Origin of the sequence: Paeniglutamicibacter gangotriensis Lz1y (assembly GCF_000348945.1) — a bacterium.
In the GTDB taxonomy this organism is placed as follows: domain Bacteria; phylum Actinomycetota; class Actinomycetes; order Actinomycetales; family Micrococcaceae; genus Paeniglutamicibacter; species Paeniglutamicibacter gangotriensis.
On sequence record NZ_AOCK01000003.1, the window covers coordinates 106894 to 128120 of the forward strand.

Genomic DNA, 21227 nt, shown 5'->3' on the forward strand with positions numbered 1-21227 from the left:
CACCCTGCCGGGTCGGTGCGCAGCACAACCGGTCTTACTTCGTTGGTTCTCGTATCCTACAAAGCTATGGCCCCGGAAGTGGGCCTGCGTTCGTTAGAGTCCCAACGAACGGGCGATGAGCAGCAACTGGACCTCGGTGGTGCCTTCACCGATTTCCAGGATCTTCGAGTCGCGGTAGTGCCTGGCCACGAGGGTTTCGTTCATGAAACCGTAGCCTCCAAAGATCTGTGTGGCATCTCTGGCGTTGTCCATGGCCGCTTCCCCGGCGACCAGCTTGGCGATGGCCGCCTCGGTCTTGAAGTCCTTCCCTGCCAGCATCTTGGCTGCCGCGGCATAGTAGGCCAAGCGTGAGGCGTGGACTCGGGCTGCCATGCGCGCGAGCTTGAAGGAGATCCCCTGGTTTTCGCCGATGGCCTTGCCGAACGTGACGCGGGTCTTGGCGTAGGCGGTGGCCTCGTCCAGGCAGCCCTGGGCCGCTCCGGTGCCCAGGGCGGCGATCGCGATGCGGCCCTCATCAAGGATCGAGAGGAAGTTCGCATAGCCGCGCCCGCGTTCGCCCAGCAGGTTCTCTTCGGGGACCGTTGCGTCTTCGAAACGCAGCGGGTGGGTGTCCGAGGCTCGCCAGCCGACCTTGTCATAGGCCTTCTCCACGGTATAACCGGGGGTGTCGCGGGGAACCAGGATGGTGGAGATTTCCTTGGCCGTTGAGCCGTCTGCACGTGTCTTGGTTCCGGTGACGGCGGTGGCCGTGACCAGAGTGGAGATCTCGGTGCCGGAGTTGGTGATGAACTCCTTGGAACCATTCAGCACCCAGTTCCCATCTCTCAGGGTGGCGGTGGTCGCGGTGCCGCCGGCGTCGGAACCCGCACCGGTCTCGGTCAGGCCGAACCCGGCAAGTTCGGTGCCCGCACACAGTGCCGGGAGCCAGCGTTCCTTCTGCGCCTGGGTGCCGAACCGGTGGATCGGCATGGCCCCCAGGCTCACGCCGGCTTCCAGGGTGATGGCGACCGACTGGTCGACCCGGGCAAGTTCCTCGATGGCCAGTGCCAGGGCAAAGTAGTCACCACCCATGCCGCCGTATTCTTCGTCGAAGGGCAACCCGAACAGGCCCATCTCGCCCATCTGCGCCATGACCCCATAGGGGAAGGAGTGCTCGGCATCGTGTTTGGCCGAGACCGGAGCCACGACCTCCACGGCGAACTCGCGCACCGTCTGTTTCAGTTCGAGATATTCCTCGTTGAGTTCCAGGTTGATCATGATCCCTGTGCCCCTTTCCTTAGGTTGGCATGGATGTGGCCTAGCCGGTGGGTGGTGCGCTGTAGCGGGCCGCTTGGGCTTTGTCCGGTGACCACGTATTGTTAGTGATCATTAACTGAGTTCGAGGCTAGTGGCGCGGAACACACTTGTCCAGTCTCCCTGGATGAAACCATCCGGACGGGGAAAATCCCGTAACCCAGCGAAAACAGGCAAGGAACGGTGCAGCATGGGCCCCATGGCCAATCCCCCGGCAGGAACTGACCGCGAACGCGCCAAGGCTCAACGGCGTGAACACCTCCTGGCGGAGGCCACCCGACTCTTTGCCATCCACGGCTACGCGGGTGTCTCGCTCGAAGATCTGGGTGCCGCCTGCGGCATCAGTGGCCCGGCGGTCTACCGACATTTCTCCGGAAAACCCGCGATGCTCATCGCGTTGTTGGTGGGCGTCAGCCAGGATCTGCTGGATGGAGGCCAAAAGGTGGTCTCGGCCGGAGGAACCGCCGAGGAGATCCTGAAGCAGCTCATTGCCTTCCACACGGATTTCGCCTTGGCCAAACCCGACATCATCCAAGTCCAGGACCGCAACCTAGAAACCCTGCCGACCACTGAACTTGCCCTGGTGCGTCAGCTGCAGCGCGATTACATCGGACTGTGGACCGACCAACTACGCCAGGTCCACCCGCAGGAAACCGCCGCCGTGACCCGGTTTCGGGCCCACGCGGCGTTCGGCCTGCTGAACTCCACCGCCCATTCGGCGCACTCCGCGCGGACCTCCAAGGCAGGGTTGCGCAAACTCCTAAACCAGATGGCCGCATCGGCCTTGTTCACCCGGGTAGGCTAGGCATTAGACGATCATCACAACCAGAGAGGCAGTGACCGTGCAGCTACGGCCTTTGCAGACTGAGGACCTTGACCAGTTCTTCGAACACCAGCAGGACCCCGAAGCCAACCTGATGGCCGCCTTCACGGCCAGGAACCCGGCAGACCGCGGCGTCTTCGACCACCACTGGGGTGCGATCATCAACGATCCCAAGGTCATTGTGCGCACCATCGAGCACGACGGCGAGGTCGCAGGCTCCATTCTGGTCTTCGAGAACGAGGAAGTCCCGGAGATCAGCTTCTGGACCGCCAGCCGCTACTGGGGCCAGGGCATCACCACCACCGCCGTTGATGCGTTTCTGGCCGAGTACACCACGCGCCCGCTGCGCGCACGCGTGCCGCAGGACAACATCGGCTCCATCAAGGTGCTCGAACGCCGCGGCTTCAAGGTCATCGACGAGTCGGCCGACTTCTCCAACGCCCGCGCCGCGGTCGTTAAGGAATTCATTATGGAGCTCGCTTAGAATTTCCTGATCTACACGCGCCGGCCTACGCGCCGGCGTGAGCAGCTCAGTACAAAAGGCTGGGACCCCCGCGGGGGTCCCAGCCTTTTGTCATGTACCCCAAGGTCCCTTGCCAGACCCTGGGGGCGTCAAGGGAGCGATCAGCTGTCCGGGTTCTCCATGGCCATCAGCAGACGGCGGGCCTCACGGCGCTCGGCCTGCTCGCCGGGCTCGGGAACCGGAGCTGCTGCCAGTAGGCGGCGCGTGTAGTCATGCTGCGGAGAGTGCAGCACATCGGTGACCCGCCCCTGTTCCACGGACTTGCCGTCCTTCATAACCACCACGTTGTGCGCCAGCAGGTCCACCACGGCCAGGTCGTGGCTGACGAACAGGCAAGCGAACTCGTAGCTTTCCTGTAGCTCCTGGATCATTTCCAGCACCGCTGCCTGCACCGAAACATCCAACGCGCTGGTCGGCTCGTCGGCAATCAGCAGTTCCGGGTCAAGGGTCAGCGCCCGGGCAATACAGATGCGCTGGCGCTGCCCGCCGGAAAGCTCGTGCGGGTAGCGGTTCATGACGGTGCGCGGCAGGTGTACCGCGTCGAGCAGTTCCTGAGCACGCTTGGTACGCGATGCCCGGTTGCCGACCTTGTGCACCACCATCGGCTCGGTGATGCAGTCACCGATCGGGAAGCGCGGGTTCAACGAGGCGGCGGGGTCCTGGAAGATGACCCCAATCTTGGCGCGGATCGCGCGGGCGGCCTTTGGCCGCAGCGCGGCCAGGTTAGTGCCCTGGACCGCCAGCACACCCGAGGCCACGGGCAACAGCCCGAGGACCGCCTTGGCGACGGTCGACTTGCCGGAGCCAGATTCGCCCACGATGCCCAAGATCTCCCCGCGACCCAGTTCGAAGGAAACATCATCCACGGCACGGAACTTGGAACCGCGCATGTCGTACTCCAGGACCAGGTTCCTGGCCTCGAGCACCAGCTTGCGGTCCGGGTCCACCACATCGGCGGGTTCCGGCACCCAAGTATCCGTGACATCCATGACCGCCAGGCGCGGCACGGAGGCCAGCAGCTTCTGCGTGTAGGGGTGCTCGGGGTGGTTGAGCACCTGGTCCACGGTGCCGGTTTCTACCAGCGAGCCGCGGAACATCACCGCCACGCGGTCGGCCAGGTCGGCGACCACGCCCATATTGTGGGTGATCAGCAGGATGCCGGTGTTCAGCTTGTCCTTGAGCTCGCGCAGCAGGTCAAGGATCTCGGCCTGCACTGTGACATCCAGCGCGGTGGTGGGCTCGTCGGCGATGATGACCTTCGGGTCACAGGAGATCGCCATGGCGATCACAATGCGCTGGCGCTGACCGCCGGAGAACTGGTGCGGGTACTGCTTGATGCGCTTGCGCGGCTCGGGGATCCCGACCATTTCCAACAGCTCGATGGCCCGTGCCGTAGCGTCCTTGCCATAGGCCAAACCATGCAATTCCAGAGACTCGGTGAGCTGGCGTTCGATGGTGAGCACCGGGTTCAGTGCCGTCATCGGCTCCTGGAAGACCATGGCGATGTCCGTGGCACGCATTTTGCGCAGCTTGGATTCGGGCATACCCACTACGTTGACCCCACCGACCAGCGCCTTGCCGGTGATGTAGGCGTTGGGCGGCAGCAGCCCGATGGCCGCGGTGGAGGTCACTGATTTGCCGGAACCGGACTCGCCCACCAGTGCCACGACCTCGCCGGGGTACACCTCAAGGGACAGGCCCTTGACCGCGTGCACGTCGGCGAATTCGGTTTCGAAGGAGACCGAGAGGTTCTCGAAGCTCAGCGCAGTGCCACCCTTGGTGGCCTGCTCGGATGCGATACTCATGCCTGTCCTTCTTCCGTCTTCTTCCGTCGCCTGGTCTTCTTGGTCTGGCGCGGGTCAAACGCATCGCGTAGCCCGTCGCCAAGGAAGTTCACGCTCAGCGCGATGGCCACGATGATCATGCCCGGCCACCAGAAGAGCCAGGGGCGGTTGGTGAATGCGTTCTGATATTGGCTGATCAACAGGCCCAGCGAGGACTCGGGGGCCACAACACCGAAGCCCAGGAAGGACAGCGAGGTCTCCAGCAGGATCGCCCCGGCGATCGCGAAGGTCGCGTTGACCACGATCACCCCGATGGTGTTGGGCAGCAGGTGCTTGAAGATCACCCGGGAAGTCTTCGAACCCATGGCCTGCGCTGCTGCGACGTATTCGCGCTCGCGCAGGGACAGAATCTCCCCACGCACCAGGCGTGCCAGCCCGGTCCAGGTCAGCAGGCCCAGCACCAGGGCCAGGGCGAAGATCGAACCACCCAACTTGGAACCGGCCATCTGGCCCAGCACCGCTGCCAGCACCAGCAGCGGGATCACGATGAACAGGTCGGTCATCCGCATCAGCACTTCGTCGACCCAGCCACGGAAGTATCCGGCCAGGGCTCCGACGATGGCGCCGATGACCGTGGCCACGGCACCGACGGTCACCGCGATGATGATGGATTTCTGCGTCCCGCGCATCACCAGGGCGAAGTAGTCCTTGCCGGTGTTGTCTTGGCCAAACGGGTGTTCGCCGATGGCCAGGCCACTGCCGCCAAGCCAGCTGGGCAGCAGGCTCATCGTGGGCGCGCCGCCGTTGATCACAGTGCCGGACATCATGTAGCTCTTGCCCCACCAGCCGGGAATCCCGGCAAAACCGATGGAGGTGAAAGCCATGAGCGTGATGAACACCAAGACCACGGTGGAGATCATCGCGGCCTTGTGGTTGAAGAAGCGCCGGCGGACCAGTTGGCCCTGGGACCTGGACTCACCCTGCTTGCGGGCGAGCTCCGCATCTTCGACCTCGACCAAGGAGACGAGTTGCTGTTCGCCGGGTTCGATATCGGATTTCATGTTGTGGGGACCTCGCAGTTCCTCGTTGTCCTTGACCCCGCTCATACCCGGATCCTCGGGTCAAGCAGTGCGTAGAAGATATCGGCCAGCATGTTGAACAGCACGGCCGCGGTCCCGGTGATCAGGAAGAAGGCCATTACAGGTGCCGGGTCGATGCCCTTGAGGCCGGTAATGAACATGTCTCCCATGCCCTTCCAACCGAACACAGACTCGGTGATCACCGCTCCGCCGATCAGCCCGGCAAAGTCGAAGGCAGCAATGGTGGCGATCGGAATCAGCGCGTTGCGGAATGCGTGACGGAAGATCACTGTGCGTTCGCTCAACCCCTTGGAGCGGGCGGTGCGGATGTAGTCCTGCTGCCCAACTTCCAGCATCGAGGCACGGGTGTACCTGGAGTAGGAGGCCAGAGAGATGACCGCCAGCAGGATGGTGGGCAGCAAGAGCTGGGCCCCGCGGTCCAAGAAGATCTCCCAGAAGTCGCCGCCGAAGTTCGGGGTCTCCGAACCGATGGTCCCGATGGGCCGCGGCTTCAGCGACAGGAATCCGGGCCACGCACGGAAGATGTGGTCCACGACGGTCAGGCCGGCAAAGACCAGGCCGGTGACGGCGCTGACCGACGCTGCGATCCTGCGGTGGCGCCCGCCCATGAAGTGGCCGATGGCACCGGGGATGAGTACGGCTAGGATGCCACCGATGATCAGGATCCAGGTGTTCGGTTCACTCATCAGCGAGAACGTGGCGTAGTAGATGCCAAGGCCCAGCCCGACGGTGATCAGCGCCGGGTAGAGCACCTGCTTGTTGCGCACACCCACGCTCATGGCCGTGGCACTCAGCGCGACGGCCAGGGACAAGACCACGATGGCGGCGGGGCCCAGCTGTGGGTAGCGGAAGAAGTTCAGCCAGAGCAGGTACGGGATCACCACGCCGACAAAGGCCGCCGAGACGGCGAAGGTGATGATCCGTCGGCGCATGGTTCCGGCCAGGAAGACCTGCATCAGGAAGCCGAAGAGCAGCGCCACGATGATGATTTGGGTGGTGGAGAAGGATGGTTCCTTCATCCAGTCGTTGTAGCCGATGGCCATGTATTCCTTGAGCATCACCGCGGCCCAGAAGACCGGCAGTGAGAAGAACAGGAACGTCAGGAAGGTTACTCCGTAGTCAAGGCCCGAGTACTGGCGGATGGCTGTCAGCACGCCGATGGCGATGCCGATCACTGCTGCCAACACGGTGGCCAAGACCACCAGGCGCAGTGTGGAGGTGGCCGCCGAGGCCAGGATGCCCGAGACCTCAATGCCCTGGATATTGGTCCCCAGGTCGCATTTGAGTGCAAAGCATCCGCCCACGCCCACCAACCAGGTCCAGTACCGCTGATACCAGGGCATGTCCAGGTTCATGTAATCGCTGCGTTGCTGCATCAGGTAGTCGCGGTTGTCGGCGATGGACTCGCGCAGGTCCCACAGGGGGTCTCCGGAGTTGATCACCAGCACGTACAGCAGGAGGGATGCGGCAAAGAGGATGCCGATCGAGGCTCCAAGCCTCTTAAGAATAAATTTCAGCACTGCGGGTTCTAACCTTTCCGTCTGGGCCCGCCCTTGAAAGTGGTGCTAACAAGGGCGTGTGGGGCCCGGCTGAATTGCCGGACCCCACACTAAGACGCTGATATTGCCGTCTGGCAATTATTCAGCGCGGACCCACTGCTCGGCGTTCCAGACGATCTGCGACTGGGTCGCTGTGTGGCGCACATTCTCCAGGTCTGCCGAGGAAGCAGAGAGACCGGGGTGTGCGAACAACGGGATACCGAAGAGCTCATCCCACAGCAGCTTCTCGATGTTCTTGGTTTCCTCCAGGTGCACTGCCGGATCCATCGAGGTGGCTAGGCGCTCCCAGGCCGCGTCAACCTCCTTGTTGGAGAACTCGCCGTAGTTCTGTGGCTTGTCCGTGGCGTAGATGTTCTGCCCGGAGGTGATCTGTCCCGAACCTGCCCAAGCGAACAGGGCCACGTCGTAGTCGCCGCGTTCCTGGGTGCCGCCCGGTGCGAAGAACTTCGGATCGCCGGCATCCTCGACCTTGAAGCCCGCCGCGTCGCAGGAGGACTTGATCATAGCGACCTGGTCCGTACGGCGCGGGTTGGGTGCGGAGTAGCCGATGCGCACCGAGGTGCCCACTGCGTCCTGCTCCTCGAGGATCTTCTTGGCGCCCTCGATGTCGACGGCGTCGTAGCGGCCGTCGTAGGAAGCCTCGACAACGGCGTCGTAGTTCTCCTGGAACGGGAAGACCTCACGTGCGTTGAACACCTTGGCTTCCGGGTTCAGCGGCTTGATCAGGTTGTTGACGATGTCTTCACGCGGAACGCACATGGCGAAGGCCTGGCGCAATTCCACGGAATCCTTGAAGGCCGCCTTGTCGCGGAAGTTGAAGTCCAGGTGCTCCCAGGTCAGGGTGTCACCCTTCTGGATGTTCACGGCATCGCCGAGAGCTTCCAGCTGTGCCAAGGTGTCAACGGTCGGCTGGGGAGAAATGACGTCGAGGTCCTTGTTCTGCAGTGCCTGGACCATCGCACCGTCATCGACGAAGCGGAAGGTCAGCGTCTTGGTGGCTGCCGGGGTGCCGTAGTAATTCTCGTTGGCCTCCAGGGTCACCGACTGTCCGGCGCTCCAGCTCTTGAGCTTGTACGGTCCCGAGGAGGGGATCAGCTCGGGATCCGGAAGCGTTCCGGGCTTGGTGGTCCAGCCGGTGTTCCAGAATTCTGCGGCCTTGGTGATTGCCTTGGCATCGTCGGCGCGCACCGCTTCGACGAATTCGGTGGTGGACATGCCGCCCTGCTTGGCCACGACGTGTGCCGGGGCGCCCATCCAGGACTGAATCTGCCAGTCAGGGTCCGGGTTCTTGAAGGTGACGGTGAATTCCTTGCCCTCGGGATCGCCCTCCGGGCCCTTCGGGACGGTGTCACCCAGGTCAGCGGAGACCGAGTCGAAGAGCTGCTTGCCCTTGGCGTTCTTCAGGTTGGCGTTCTGCGTGGCCCACGCCAACACTGCATCTGCAGTGGTGATGTCGGTGCCGTCGGACCACTTGGCATCCGGGTTGATCGTGTACTTGATGGTCAGCGGATCGTCGCTGGTCTTCTCGTAGGAGACCAAGTCGTCGTTCGCGTAGATCACACCATCGGTGCCGAAGTAGGAGAAGCCCGACAGGACCCGGTCAACGATGGCCGAGTTGTAGGTCGAGTACGTCTGCGGGGTGTTGGTGTTGTAACCGATGAATTCGGGGGCACCGACGGTGACCTTGATTTCATCATCCTTGGTCGTGATGTCGCCGAGATCGGCAAGACCCGAGTTTGCCGGTTCGGCGCTGTTGGAGCCGTTGCTGGATTCAGATGTGCCGGCCGATTCGCTGGGGGCGTTGCCGCCTCCCGGAGCGCACGCAGTCAGTGCAAGTGCGAGTGCGGCACCTACTGCAACAGCCTTGGAAATACGCTGAGCACGCATTTCTCCTCCTAAGTAGCTTGATCTTCAGGTAACCGGGCTTTCACCCGAATGCGGTCCATGCAGTGTGCGATGCCCCACAATTTAGAACCATAGCGTTGATTCCTCAGGATGGATATAAAAACACCGCTTCACATTTGGCGTGTCTCCCCGCCGCGTCATTAGTGATTATCGTCGCGCCTGCCACGTGACAAAAGGTGACGGGCGCTACAGCCGCGAAAACTCAAGGATCTGCTTCACATTGAACTTTGCCAACTACTACCCGCAAGTAGGCTGGCGTCGCCCGCGGCATTTTATAACAGTTTGGAAACATTGACGTACGTGACGCGTATGTGCGCACTTGACGTCCGATGACGCGGGCCTCCCCCGCATCAAAATATGCGGCCTACGCGACGTTTTTGCCGGCTTTCAGGGGACCTACCGATGGCACTTCGGCACCTTTCACAGGCCTCTGACGGGATCCGTGTTCCGCACCTGCGGGCTGGCTCACCGCAACTGGTGCTAATACAAAAATCGGGGTGTGCGACGCCTTCCGGTGTCGCACACCCCGATCCATGGAGTGCGTTTATTGTCCCTGCCGGGCACTAGGTTTCTACAGCAGCAGCGTTGCCCCGGGAATCGCTTGGAGCAGGTTCCTGGTGTATTCGCTCTGCGGGTTGTTGAACACCTCGTCGGCCGTGGAGTGCTCCACGATCCGCCCGTGCTGCATCACGCAGACATCGTCGGCGATCTGTCGGACCACGGCCAGGTCGTGCGTGATGAACAAGTACGTCAGGTTCAGCTCTTCCTGCAACTTGTTCAACAGGTTCAGGATCTGAGCTTGGACCAATACGTCGAGGGCCGAAACGGCCTCGTCGCAGATCATCACCTCCGGTTGCAATGCCAGTGCACGGGCGATGGCGATGCGCTGGCGTTGGCCGCCGGAGAGCTCGTTGGGGAACCTATGCATCGTGGAGGATGGCATCGAGACGTGCTCGAGCAATTCCCGCACCCGGTGCTGCCTGGATTTGGCATCCCCGATCCCATGGATGCGCAACGGTTCCTCGATCGTGCGATAGATGCTGTACATCGGATCCAGGGATCCGTAAGGGTCCTGGAAGATCGGTTGCACCCGCCTGCGGAACTTGAATAGCTCCCGTTCGTTCCTGCCGGTCATGTCCTGGCCGTCGAAGGTGATGGACCCTGAGGTGGGCTTGAGCAGGCTCAGCACCATTTGGGCCACCGTCGACTTTCCAGAGCCCGACTCCCCCACGATCGCTGTGGTGGTGCCCTTCTTCACCGAGAAGGACACGTTGTCCACGGCGGTGAAGTCGTCGCTACGGCCCAGACCCCTGCGGATTTTGAAGACCTTGGTCAGGTCCTTGATCTGCAGGATGTCTTCGCCCACGGTTGGGTGCTCCGCCTTCACCACGGCGTTGAGATCCTCGGCAACCTCGGTCGGCTGGGATTGCAAGCGCTTGGAGGCCAAAGACGGAGCCGCCGCCACCAGACGTTGGGTGTAGGGGTGGCGCGGGTTGCGCAGGATATCCAGCGCCGGGCCCGCCTCTACGACCTGTCCTTTGTACATCACCACGATTTTTTCGGCACGCTCCGCGGCCAGCCCCAGGTCGTGGGTAATCAGCAACACTGCCGTGCCCAGCTCGGACGTCATAGTGTCCAAGTGATCAAGGATCTGCTGCTGGACCGTCACATCTAGTGCGCTGGTGGGCTCGTCGGCAATCAGCAGGCGCGGGCCGCAAGCCAGCCCGATGGCAATCAGTGCGCGCTGACGCATGCCTCCGGAGAATTCATGCGGATACTGTCCGGCACGCACCGCGGCATTCGGAAGCCCTGCATCGGCCAAAACCTGGGCCACACGTTCCTTGGAATTGTTGCCCGCTAGTCCGTTGGCCTTGAGCGTCTCCTTGACCTGGAAGCCGATTTTCCACACTGGGTTGAGGTTGGACATGGGGTCCTGTGGAACCATGCCGATCGAGCTGCCGCGCAGCTCGATGATGCGCTTCTCGCTGGCGTGGGTGATGTCCTCACCATCAAAAACGATCGTTCCGCCGGTGACCTTGCCGTTGCCTGGCAAAAGCCCGATGGCAGCAAGCGCCGTGGTGGATTTTCCGGAGCCGGACTCCCCTACGATGGCCACGGTCTCGCCGGGCATCACCGTCAACCGGGCGTTACGCACCGCGTTGACTGGCCCCTCGGGGGTTGAAAAGGTGATGGCCAGGTCCCTGATTTCAAGCAGAGGACGGTCTTGATCGGTTGACCCGTTCACGGATTGTCCCTTCAATTGTTCGCTCATGGTGTTATCCCTTGCGTGCTTTGGGGTCCAGTGCATCGCGCACCGCGTCGCCGAGCATGATGAAGCTCAGCACCGTGATGGACAACGCGAGCGCTGGCCACATCAGGATTTCCGGATCATTGCGCAGTGAGATCTGTGCATCCGAGATGTCATTGCCCCAGCTCATGACGCTCGGTGGCAGCCCGACACCCAGGAACGAGAGTGTCGCTTCGGCGACAATAAAGATGCCCAGAGAGATGGTAGCGATCACGATGACGGGTGCAAGCGAGTTGGGCAGCACGTGTTTGACCAGGGTCTTGAACTTGGAGAGCCCCAGCGAGCGCGAGGCCATGACATAGTCCGAGCTCTTGGCCTCGATGACCGCTCCGCGGGTGATGCGGGCCATCTGTGGCCAGCCGAAGATCGACAGGGTGATGATGACGGTCCAGATGCTCTTCGAATCTCGGAATGCCGGCAGCTGCATGATGATGATCGCGCCCAGGATCAGCGGCAGGGCAAAGAAGATGTCGGTGATCCGGGCCAGGATCGCATCGAGCCAGCCGCCGTAGTACCCGGCCAGTGCACCGAAGGTGCCGCCGATGATGAGCACGGCGATCGTGGTGAACAGGCCAACCAGCACCGAGGCTTGCGCCCCGTGCATGATCCGGGCGTAGATGTCGCAACCCTGGAAGGTGAATCCCAGTGGGTGTCCGGGCATCGGTCCTTTGCGGGCGAACTCTAGGGCGCAGGCCGTCGGGCTCGTGTGGGTAAACAAGCCAGGAAAAGCGGCGACCACGATCACCAGGATGATCAACAAGGCGGAAATGATGAAAAGCGGTTGAGTACGCAGCGATCTCCAGGCCTGCCCCCACATGCTCAGCGGGGTTGCGCTTTCATCGACCTTGTCCACTGACTGCAGCGGGGTTTCCGCCAGCGGGGCGACGAAATGTTCGATGCTACGGCTGGAGGTCTTCCCCGCGCGGACGCGCGGAGTGGGGCCTGCCGGTTCAATGAATTCAGGGGTTGGATTCTTAGACAAGGCGGATCCTTGGGTCGAGCCACGCGTAGAGCAAGTCAACGACGAGGTTGGCGATAACGAATACAAGCACGAGCACGCTGACCACGGCCACGACCGTGGCGCTCTCGCCCTTGAGGATGGCCTGATACAACAGGTTGCCGACACCGGGAACGTTGAAGATGCCCTCGGTGACGATTGCGCCGCCCATCAGAGAACCCAGATCCGCGCCCAAGAACGTGACCACTGGAATCAGCGAGTTGCGCAGGATGTGGACCACCACGACGCGGCGGCGACTCAGGCCCTTGGCGGTTGCGGTGCGGACGTAGTCAGCGCTCTTGTTCTCGATGATCGAGGTACGGGTCAACCTGATCACATAGGCCAGGGACACCAGCCCCAATACGACTGCCGGCAATATCAAATCCCCCCAAGGGGCGCCCGAACTCACGGTGGGCTTGGCCCAAGCGAGTTTCACTCCGACCACGAACTGGAGCACGAAGCCCAGCACGAAGGTGGGAACGGCGATGACCAGCAGCGAGGCGACCAGCACCGTCGAGTCAAAGAGCTTGCCCTTTTTCAGACCGGCAAAAACACCGAAAATGACGCCGAAGATTGCTTCGATCGCCAGTGCCATGATGGCAAGCCGCGCAGTGACTGGCATGGCCCGAGCAATGACATCGGAGACTGCCTGGCCGGAGAAGGTCTGCCCCAGGTCGAAGGTAACCAGGTTCTTGAGATACAGGAAGTACTGCACCCAGAAGGGTTGATCCAGGTTGTATTGGGCGCGCAAGGAGGCCTCGACGGCCGGTGCCATCGGTTTGCCACCCGACAGCGCGGCAATCGGGTCGCCCGGCGTAGCAAAGACTAGGAAATAGACCAACAGCGTGGCCCCGAAGAACACCGGGATCAACTGCAGAATCCGCTTCATGGTGAACATGATCATGGGACTGCCACCAGTGGTGTTGTAATGATCGGATCGATCACGTGATTACTCCTTGTAAGGAATTTTTCGGGTGGGGAGGGGAAAACTATGTCATCGATCCACGCGAGGAAGGGGGACCCGTAAAGGGTCCCCCTCACTCACGTGATGACTCGGTAACGGAACAGAGCTACTTGCCGGTGATGGCGTTGTAGATCGGGACTCCGTTCCAACCGAATGCGACGTCGGTGACGTTTTCGCTCCAGCCGCCCTGGACTGCTTGGTACCACAGCGGGATGACAGGCAGGTCCTTGAGCAGAATCTGCTGGGCCTCGTTGAAGAGCTTGTTGCCTTCCTCGACGGAGGTCGCAGACAGGCCGTCGGCCAGTTTCTTGTCGAACTCTGGGTTCGAGTAGTCGCCGTCGTTGGATCCGGCACCGGTTCCATAAAGCGGGCCAAGGAAGTTGTAGAGCGACGGGTAGTCGGCCTGCCAACCGGCACGCGAGGCACCGGTCAGTTTCTTGTCCCCGACCAGCGCACGCATTTCCTTGAACGTCGCAAGCGGCTTCAGCTCTGCCTTGATTCCCAGGGTGTTGGAAATTTGGTTCGCCATGGCCGTGATGTATTCCTTGTTGCCCGCACCATCGATGTTCGAGGTGATGGTGAAGACCTTGTCCTGAGGCCACGGATCGATCTTGTCGGCCTGGGCCCAGAGGTCCTTGGCCTTGGCTTCATCGAAGGCCAGTACCTCATTGCCCGGAATGGCATCCGAATATCCGTCAAGGACCGGGGAGGTGAATTCCTTGGCGACCTGCTTGGCACCGAAGAAGATGTTGTCGATGATCTCCTGACGGTTGATCGACATCGAGATCGCCTGGCGGCGCAGTTCGCCGGCCTCACCCTTGAAATCGGGCAGGTAGCTGGCAATCGTCATGGTGGCATTGCCGGCGTAGGCCTGGTTGACCCAACGGTCACCCAGATCAGTCTGGTAGTTCTGCAGGGCGCTCGGTGGGACCTGGTCCAAGACGTCCAGGTTGTTGGCCAAGAGGTCCGTGTAGGCGGCGTCGAAGTTGTTGTAGATCTTGAACGTCACGCCTGCGTTTGCCGGTTCGCGGGGCCCCGAGTAATCCGGGTTGGGGACCAGCGCGACCTCCACGTTGTGCTTCCAGCCATCCTCGGCAAGCTTGTACGGGCCGTTGCCCGCCGGGTTCTCACCGAAGGCCTTTGGATCATCAAAGGCGGCGGTCGGAAGCGGGAAGAAGGCGGTGTAGCCCAGACGCAGCGGGAAATCGGATTCCGCGCGCGTGAGTTCCACGGTGAAGGTGGCGTCGTCAACGACCTTCAGGCCTTCCATGGTTTCCGTCTTGGCATCCTTGACGCTGACCTCGTCATATCCCTTGATGGACTCGAAGAAGTACGAGTTCAGCTGGGCGTTCTTAGCCGCCGCACCGAAGTTCCAGGCGTCAACAAAGGACTTTGCCGTAACCGGCTCGCCATTGGTGAACTTCTGGTCCGCCTTGATCTTGATGGTGTAGTTCTTCGAGTCGGTGGTCTCGATCGACTCGGCCAGCTCGTTGACCGGCTTGCCTTCAGCGTTGTAGCTGACCAACCCCGTGAAAATCAGGTCCATGACGCGTCCGCCACCAACTTCGTTGGTGTTGGCCGGTAGCAGGCCGTTTTGCGGTTCGGTCGAGTTCGCCGTAATGATCTTCGACGAATCCCCGCCCGTTCCTTGATCTGCAGTGTCTCCACCGCCACCGCCGCAAGCGGTCAGGGTCAGGGCAAGAGCCGCGGAAAGCACCAATGCTTTCGAAGTGCGGTTGTAACGCATACTTTCTCCTCAACGAGTTTTCGGCCGGCGAACCAAATGTTTTTTGCAGCGCCAAACCTGGGTGAGCCTCATCACTCATAGGAGAGGCTACTCACAAATCTCTGAAACAACTAGTGAACGACGCAGATGTTGCTGAATCTTTACAAATACGCAACCACATACCACACAAAGTTCGTCATAATTCATGTTGTCAAACTGACAGCGGCCGTAGATTGATCCTCCGGCCGCTGTGGCTAGACCAGGCCCATGAGCATCGCCGGATCCTTAAGAACCGCACCGACCTCGGCCAGGAACTTGGCACCTTGTTCGCCATCCACCAGTCGGTGGTCGAAAGACAACGAAAGCATCATGACCTGTCGTAGCGCGATTTCGTCTTGGTACTCCCACGGCATCTTGCGTACCTGGCCCACCGCCAAGATCCCGGCCTGCCCGGGCGGCAAGATCGGAGTTCCCCCGTCGATGCCAAAGACACCCACGTTGCTGATACTGAAGGTTCCGCCGCTGAGCTGGGCAGGGGTGATGGTTCCCTCGCGGGCGGCGCGGGTCAGCTCCCCGGTGGCCTCGGCCAAGGTGGCCAAGTCCATCTCGTGGGCGTTGTGGATCACCGGCACCATCAAGCCACGTCCCGTGGCCGCGGCGCTGCCGAGGTTCACGTGGGCGTATTCGACGATTTCGCCGTGTTCCTGATCCCAATGTGCGTTCAGCGTGCGGTGCTTGGCCAGGGCGAGGACCACGACCTTGGACACCAGCGTCGTCAGCGTGATCTTCACGTCCTTGAAGCGGCGCGAGGAACGCAGTCGTTCAAGCAACTCCATGGTTTCGGTGACATCAACGCTCAGGAACTCGGTGACGTGCGGGGCGGTGAAGGCGCTGGCGACCATCGCCGCGGCGGTGGCCTTGCGTACGCCCCGGATCGGGGTCCGGGTCTCCCCCGCGACAGCAGGCATCGCCACAGCCGGGGTGAGCGCGGGGGCCTCGACGGCTCGCATCACGTCCTCCCGAGTGATCAGCCCATGGGTGCCGGTGCCTTGCAGTCCTGCCAGATCGATGTCGTGGTCGCGCGCAAGTTTGCGCACCGGGGGCCTGGCACGCAGGTGCCCGATCCCTTCCGGTGCGCCGGTGGCCGGTGTGCTGTCCACGAGCCGTAGTCCGGGACTGGCTGGTTCCGGGGATTGGCGTGCTGCGGCAACGGGTGCCGGCTGCGCTGCTGGGACCGATTCGTTGCTGCTGGCCTTGCGAGCCCGGCGCCTGCCGGGCTCGGCTGCGGCGCCGTATCCAACCAAGGTCGGTTGGCGCTGCGCTGCGGGTTCCGGCGCCGGGGTGCTGCCCGCGGCCCCGGGGACCCCAGGAACGTCGAAGGAGATGATCGGGGATCCGACATTCACCACGGTTCCGGCCTGTTCATAGACCTTCTTCACCACTCCGGAAAACGGCGATGGAAGTTCCACGACGGCCTTGGCCGTCTCAATCTCGGCAATGACTTGGTTTAGTTCCACGGTGTCGCCCACGGAAACGCGCCACGACAGGATCTCCGATTCGGTCAGGCCTTCGCCTAGGTCGGGGAGGTTAAAAAGTTTTTCCATGATCGTGTTCATCCGTCCTCTCCCACCAGTGGTGGATTGCGGCGCATGGCCCTGTCGACCCCGTCAAGGATCCGGTCTAGATCGGGCAGGTGGTGGCTTTCGAGTTTTGCCGGCGGGTAGGGAATATCGAACCCGGTGACCCGTACCGGTGCGTGGTCCAGGTGGTCGAAGCACCGCTCGGTGAGGCTGGCGGACAGTTCGGCACCGATACCGCCGGAGATCGAAGCCTCATGGGTGATCAGTACCCGCCCGGTCTTGCGCACCGAGGCGGTCAGGGTTTCAAAGTCCACCGGTTCGATGCTGCGCAGGTCGATGACTTCGATGTCGACGCCTTCATCCACTGCAGCCTCGGCCGCATCCAGCGCGGTCTTCACCAGCGGACCATAGGCGATCAGGGTGAGATCGCGGCCTTCCCGGAGCACATTGGCCCGGTAGAGCGATCCGGGCTCGGGGACCAGCTCCGTGTCCACCTCTCCGCGGGTGTGGTATCTGCGTTTGGGTTCCATGAAGATCACCGGGTCATCGTCGGCGATCGCCTGGGCCAGCATGGTGTAGGCATCTTGCGGGTTCGAGGGGGAAACGACCCGCAGCCCGGCGGTGTGAGCGAAGTAAGCCTCGGGAGATTCGGAGTGGTGTTCCGGGGAGCCGATGCCTCCGCCGAAGGGGATGCGGATGGTGACCGGGAGCTTGACGTTTCCGCGCGAGCGGAAATGCATCTTGGCCAGCTGGGACACGATCTGGTCGAAGGCGGGGTAGACGAAACCGTCGAACTGGATTTCCACCACGGGTCGGTAGCCGCGGAATGCCAGGCCGATCGCGGCACCCACGATGCCGGACTCGGCCAACGGGGTATCGATGACACGGTGCTGTCCGAAGTCTTTTTGCAGACCGTCGGTGATCCGGAAGACTCCGCCGAGCTTGCCGATGTCCTCGCCCATCAGCAGAACCTTGTCATCGCGTTCCATCGAGTCGCGCAGCGAGGTGTTCAGGGCCTGGGAGAAAGTAAGTGATGTCATTTGGCGGCCTCCGCTTCCTGGGCAAAACCGGAAAGGTAGTTTGCGTAGTTTTCACGTTGCTCATCCAACCGGGGGTGCGGGTGGCTGTAGACGTTGGTGAAGAGGTCCTCGACCTCGGGATCGGGCATCGAGGTGATGGCTTCACGCAACCCGGCGGCCATATCGTTGGTGGCCTTTTCGGTGCGTTGCTTGAGTTCCTCGAGGTCGGCTCCGAGTCCTCCCAGGTGTGCGGCGATGCGGTCCAGTGGATCCTTGGCCGCCCATTCCTCGAGTTCCAGCGCGTCCCGGTACCGGGTGGGGTCATCGGCGGTGGTATGTGCACCCATCCGGTAGGTCACTGCCTCGATGAACGCCGGTCCGCTTCCGGTGCGCACGTGGGCCAGGGCTGCACGGGTGGCTGCCATGACGGCGATGACGTCGTTGCCGTCTACCCGCCAGGTGGCCAACCCGAAGCCGGCCGCGCGATCTGCGATGTATCCGGTGGTCTGGGTGCTTACCGGTTCGGAAATGGCCCAGTGGTTGTTCTGGCAGAAGAACACGACCGGTGCCTGGTAGCTGGCGGCGAAGACCATGGCCTCGCTGACATCTCCCTGGCTGGTGGCCCCGTCACCGAAGTAGGCGATGGCCGCGGCCTGCGAGCCATCAAACTTCAGCCCCATTGCGTAGCCTGCGGCGTGCAGGGTCTGGGCGCCAATGACGATCTGCTGGTTGGCCATGTTGACCTCGTAGGGGTTCCACCCGCTGGGGGCAGCCCCTCGCCACATGCGCAGCAAGTCGTGCGGGTCGATGCCGCGGCAATATGCCACACCATGCTCGCGGTAGGAAGGGAAGATGAAGTCATCATGCTCTAGGGCGCGGCCGGAACCGATCTGCGAGGCTTCCTGGCCCAGCAGCGGGGCCCAAAGCCCCAGCTCTCCCTGACGTTGCAGGGCGGTGCCCTCCATGTCGAGGCGGCGGATGCAGGCCATGTCGATATAAAGCTTTTCCAGGGCCGGGACGTCAAGGTCCTTGACCCATTCGTCAAGCTCGGGGCAGGGCCGACGGGTCCCGTCGGGGGCCACCACCTGAAGGTAGTTTTCGGTTTCCTCGGGGGCCGGGGAATCAAACGTGAGGGACACGGTCAGCATCCTTTGCATCGATTGCGGAAACAGTCGCGGCATTCCGGTGGGACGTAACGCTCCTGCCAGGCGGAGCCTCATCGCCCTCACCTACCTGTGATGCTACTCACAGAATGCAGTCCGCACAATCCTTCGAATCAGGATTGGGCAACATGCACTATCCACGACCCTCACACGGTGCTAATCTTGCGCAATATGCAACACTTGGACACCACCGACCTGCGCATCCTGTCCGCGATGTGCGCCCGCCCCAAAGCCAGCGCCGTGGCCTTGGCCACCGAACTGAGCCTGAGCCGCAACACCGTCCAAGCCCGACTGGTCAGGCTTGAATCCAACGGTGCGCTGCTGCCCTTCGAACAACGGGTCAATCCCGCCGCCCTAGGCTTCGGGCTGGTCAGCTTCGTGCACATCCACGTCCAGCAACGTTTGCTGGGCCAGATCGTCGAACAGCTCAAGGCCATCCCGGAAATCATCGAGGCACACGGGGTCACCGGTTCTGCCGATATTCTGGCCCGCGTGGTGGCATCCGGCGCCGAGGAGCTCTTCCGGGTTAACGGCCAGATTCTGGCCATCGAGGGGGTGGAACGCGCGGACACCTCCCTATCAATGGCCGAGCTCATCCCCCACCGCACCACCTCGCTGATGGACCTGCGCTTGGCAGCAGGAAACGGTACCGGCTCCAGATCCACGGGCAGTGCTGCAGAAGTCGCCGGCTAAATTTTCTCCCGCATCCGCTGGCCGCATCCCGGACTTTCGATGCGTTCAAGCTCAACCCCTGGCCACTGGCCGGCCCCGGGCAAACCAAAGGCGGTGTGGTTCCTTTCCGTCCGGGAAGGAACCACACCGACTTGGCGGCAATCAGTCGATCAGCGGTATTAGTGGTCGACGGCCTTTTCGGCGCCGATACCTGTGAGCGAGCGGACTTCCATTTCTGCGGACTTGATCGGGTCCTCGGTGTTCTTATCCAGCACCGAACCCAACCAGCCCAGGATGAAGGCCAGCGGGATCGAGACGATGCCCGGGTTGGCCAGCGGGAAGATCGCAAAGTCCGCGCCCGGGATCATGGAGGTCTCCAGACCCGACATGACCGGCGAGAAGACGATCAGCAAGATGGCCGAGCCGAGGCCGCCCACCATGGACCAGACAGCGCCCTGGGTGGTGAACTTCTTCCAGAACAGCGAGTACAGAATGGTCGGCAGGTTGGCCGAGGCGGCGACAGCGAAGGCCAAGGCCACCAGGAAGGCAACGTTCTGACCCTGCGCACCGATGCCACCGAGGATGGCGAAGACGCCGATGACCACCACCGTGCGGCGGGCCACCTTCATTTCCTTCTCCGGGGTGCTCTTGCCCTTGGCAATCACCGAGGCGTAAACATCGTGGGCGAAGGATGCAGCAGCGGTGATGGTCAGCCCGGCAACCACCGCAAGGATCGTGGCGAAGGCAACCGCGGAGATCAAGCCCAGCAGCAACGGGCCGCCGAGTTCGAAGGCCAGCAGCGGGGCTGCGGAGTTCACGCCGCCCGGGGCGGCCTTGATCTTGTCTGCACCGATCATCGCTCCGGCGCCGTATCCAAGCACCAGGGTGAAGAGGTAGAAGGCGCCGATGAGCCAGATGGCCCAGACCACCGAGCGGCGGGCTTCCTTGGCCGTGGGAACCGTGTAGAAACGCATCAGCACGTGCGGCAGCCCGGCGGTGCCGAGCACCAGGGCCAGAGCCAGGGAGATGAAGTCGATCTTCGAGGTCTCCGACTTGCCGTACTGAAGTCCCGGGTTCAGGATGTCAGGGGTGCCTGCGGATTCAACCGCGGCACCGAGCAGTGCGGAGAAGTTGAAGCCGTAGGCTGCCAGCACCATGATCGTCATGAGGAAGGCTCCGGCAATCAGCAGGCAGGCCTTGATGATCTGCACCCAGGTGGTGCCCTTCATGCCACCGATGAGTACGTAGACAATCATCAGCGCGCCGACCACGACGATGACCAGTGACTGGCCCATCCTGCTATCGATACCCAGCAACAGGGAAACCAGTGCACCGGCACCGGCCATCTGTGCCAGCAGGTAGAAGACGCAGACCGCGAGGGTGGAGATCGCCGCGGCGATGCGCACCGGGCGCTGCTTCAGACGGAAGGAGAGCACATCGGCCATGGTGAATTTGCCGGTGTTGCGCAGCAGTTCGGCGACCAGCAGCAGGGCCACGAGCCAGGCGACCAGGAAACCGATGGAGTACAGGAATCCGTCGTAGCCGTTGATGGCGATGGCGCCAACAATGCCTAGGAAGGATGCTGCCGAGAGGTAGTCACCGGCGATTGCGGTGCCGTTCTGGGTTCCGGTGAAGGAACGCCCGCCGGCGTAGTAGTCGGCGGCGGTCTTGTTATTGCTCGAGGCCTTGAGCACCACCACCAGGGTGATGCCCACGAAGATGCCGAAGATGCCGATATTAACCCACGGGTTGCCGACCTGGGTCGACTCCGCGGCCGCGGCGAGGACCGAAGCACTCAAAATGTTCATGGT

16 protein-coding genes are annotated in these 21227 nt (G+C 62.1%); 3 read left to right on the forward strand and 13 right to left on the reverse strand.

Going from position 1 to position 21227, the window contains the following annotated elements:
- Positions 1-93: 93 nt before the first annotated feature.
- Complete coding sequence (locus tag ADIAG_RS05805; protein WP_007270397.1) at positions 94-1257, reverse strand: acyl-CoA dehydrogenase family protein; 1164 nt, start codon at positions 1255-1257, stop codon at positions 94-96.
- Positions 1258-1483: 226 nt separating this feature from the next.
- On the opposite strand from ADIAG_RS05805, the gene ADIAG_RS05810 reads away from it, so the two are divergent.
- Positions 1484-2098 carry a TetR/AcrR family transcriptional regulator gene (locus tag ADIAG_RS05810; protein WP_007270398.1) on the forward strand — a complete coding sequence of 205 codons (615 nt, stop codon included), beginning with the start codon at positions 1484-1486 and terminating at the stop codon, positions 2096-2098.
- Between the two features lie 37 nt (positions 2099-2135).
- Positions 2136-2600 carry a GNAT family N-acetyltransferase gene (locus ADIAG_RS05815; RefSeq protein WP_007270399.1) on the forward strand — a complete coding sequence of 155 codons (465 nt, stop codon included), beginning with the start codon at positions 2136-2138 and terminating at the stop codon, positions 2598-2600.
- Between the two features lie 140 nt (positions 2601-2740).
- Here the strand turns inward: ADIAG_RS05815 and ADIAG_RS05820 are convergent, their stop codons facing one another.
- The 11 genes from ADIAG_RS05820 to pdhA all read right to left on the reverse strand — a co-directional run bounded on the left by ADIAG_RS05820 (position 2741) and on the right by pdhA (position 18729).
- The gene (locus ADIAG_RS05820) at positions 2741-4444 is read right to left on the reverse strand and encodes an ABC transporter ATP-binding protein (RefSeq protein ID WP_007270400.1); all 1704 of its coding nucleotides are present in this window, start codon (positions 4442-4444) and stop codon (positions 2741-2743) included.
- Positions 4441-5484, reverse strand: coding sequence for an ABC transporter permease (locus ADIAG_RS05825; protein WP_051059857.1), 1044 nt, complete (start codon positions 5482-5484; stop codon positions 4441-4443). Before ADIAG_RS05825 ends, ADIAG_RS05820 begins: the two co-directional genes overlap by 4 nt.
- Before the next feature lie 41 nt (positions 5485-5525).
- Positions 5526-7043 (reverse strand): ABC transporter permease, encoded by a 1518-nt coding sequence (locus ADIAG_RS05830; RefSeq protein WP_007270402.1) that lies wholly within the window; start codon positions 7041-7043, stop codon positions 5526-5528.
- Between the two features lie 117 nt (positions 7044-7160).
- The gene (locus ADIAG_RS05835; RefSeq protein WP_007270403.1) at positions 7161-8969 is read right to left on the reverse strand and encodes an ABC transporter family substrate-binding protein; all 1809 of its coding nucleotides are present in this window, start codon (positions 8967-8969) and stop codon (positions 7161-7163) included.
- Between the two features lie 589 nt (positions 8970-9558).
- The gene (locus ADIAG_RS05840; protein WP_007270404.1) at positions 9559-11259 is read right to left on the reverse strand and encodes an ABC transporter ATP-binding protein; all 1701 of its coding nucleotides are present in this window, start codon (positions 11257-11259) and stop codon (positions 9559-9561) included.
- A gap of 4 nt (positions 11260-11263) precedes the next feature.
- The gene (locus tag ADIAG_RS05845; protein ID WP_051059858.1) at positions 11264-12250 is read right to left on the reverse strand and encodes an ABC transporter permease; all 987 of its coding nucleotides are present in this window, start codon (positions 12248-12250) and stop codon (positions 11264-11266) included.
- A 19-nt stretch (positions 12251-12269) separates the two neighbouring features.
- Positions 12270-13196, reverse strand: a complete 927-nt coding sequence (locus tag ADIAG_RS05850; protein ID WP_043473681.1) for an ABC transporter permease — start codon at positions 13194-13196, stop codon at positions 12270-12272.
- A 166-nt stretch (positions 13197-13362) separates the two neighbouring features.
- Positions 13363-15003, reverse strand: coding sequence for a peptide ABC transporter substrate-binding protein (locus ADIAG_RS05855; protein WP_007270407.1), 1641 nt, complete (start codon positions 15001-15003; stop codon positions 13363-13365).
- Between the two features lie 233 nt (positions 15004-15236).
- Entirely contained in the window at positions 15237-16598 is a 1362-nt protein-coding gene (locus tag ADIAG_RS05860; RefSeq protein ID WP_007270408.1) for a dihydrolipoamide acetyltransferase family protein, read from the reverse strand.
- Positions 16595-17602, reverse strand: a complete 1008-nt coding sequence (locus ADIAG_RS05865; RefSeq protein ID WP_007270409.1) for an alpha-ketoacid dehydrogenase subunit beta — start codon at positions 17600-17602, stop codon at positions 16595-16597. The genes ADIAG_RS05860 and ADIAG_RS05865 overlap by 4 nt, the downstream gene beginning before the upstream one ends.
- Complete coding sequence (gene pdhA, locus ADIAG_RS05870; RefSeq protein ID WP_407636052.1) at positions 17599-18729, reverse strand: pyruvate dehydrogenase (acetyl-transferring) E1 component subunit alpha; 1131 nt, start codon at positions 18727-18729, stop codon at positions 17599-17601. Before pdhA ends, ADIAG_RS05865 begins: the two co-directional genes overlap by 4 nt.
- 186 nt (positions 18730-18915) lie before the next feature.
- Here pdhA and ADIAG_RS05875 point away from each other — a divergent pair, with 186 nt between their 5' ends.
- Positions 18916-19437, forward strand: coding sequence for an Lrp/AsnC family transcriptional regulator (locus ADIAG_RS05875; protein ID WP_007270411.1), 522 nt, complete (start codon positions 18916-18918; stop codon positions 19435-19437).
- Between the two features lie 158 nt (positions 19438-19595).
- On the opposite strand, the gene ADIAG_RS05880 is transcribed toward ADIAG_RS05875, so the two are convergent.
- On the reverse strand, positions 19596-21224 hold the full coding sequence (locus ADIAG_RS05880; RefSeq protein WP_007270412.1) for a solute symporter family protein: 1629 nt from the start codon (positions 21222-21224) through the stop codon (positions 19596-19598).
- Between the last annotated feature and the right edge of the window lie 3 nt (positions 21225-21227).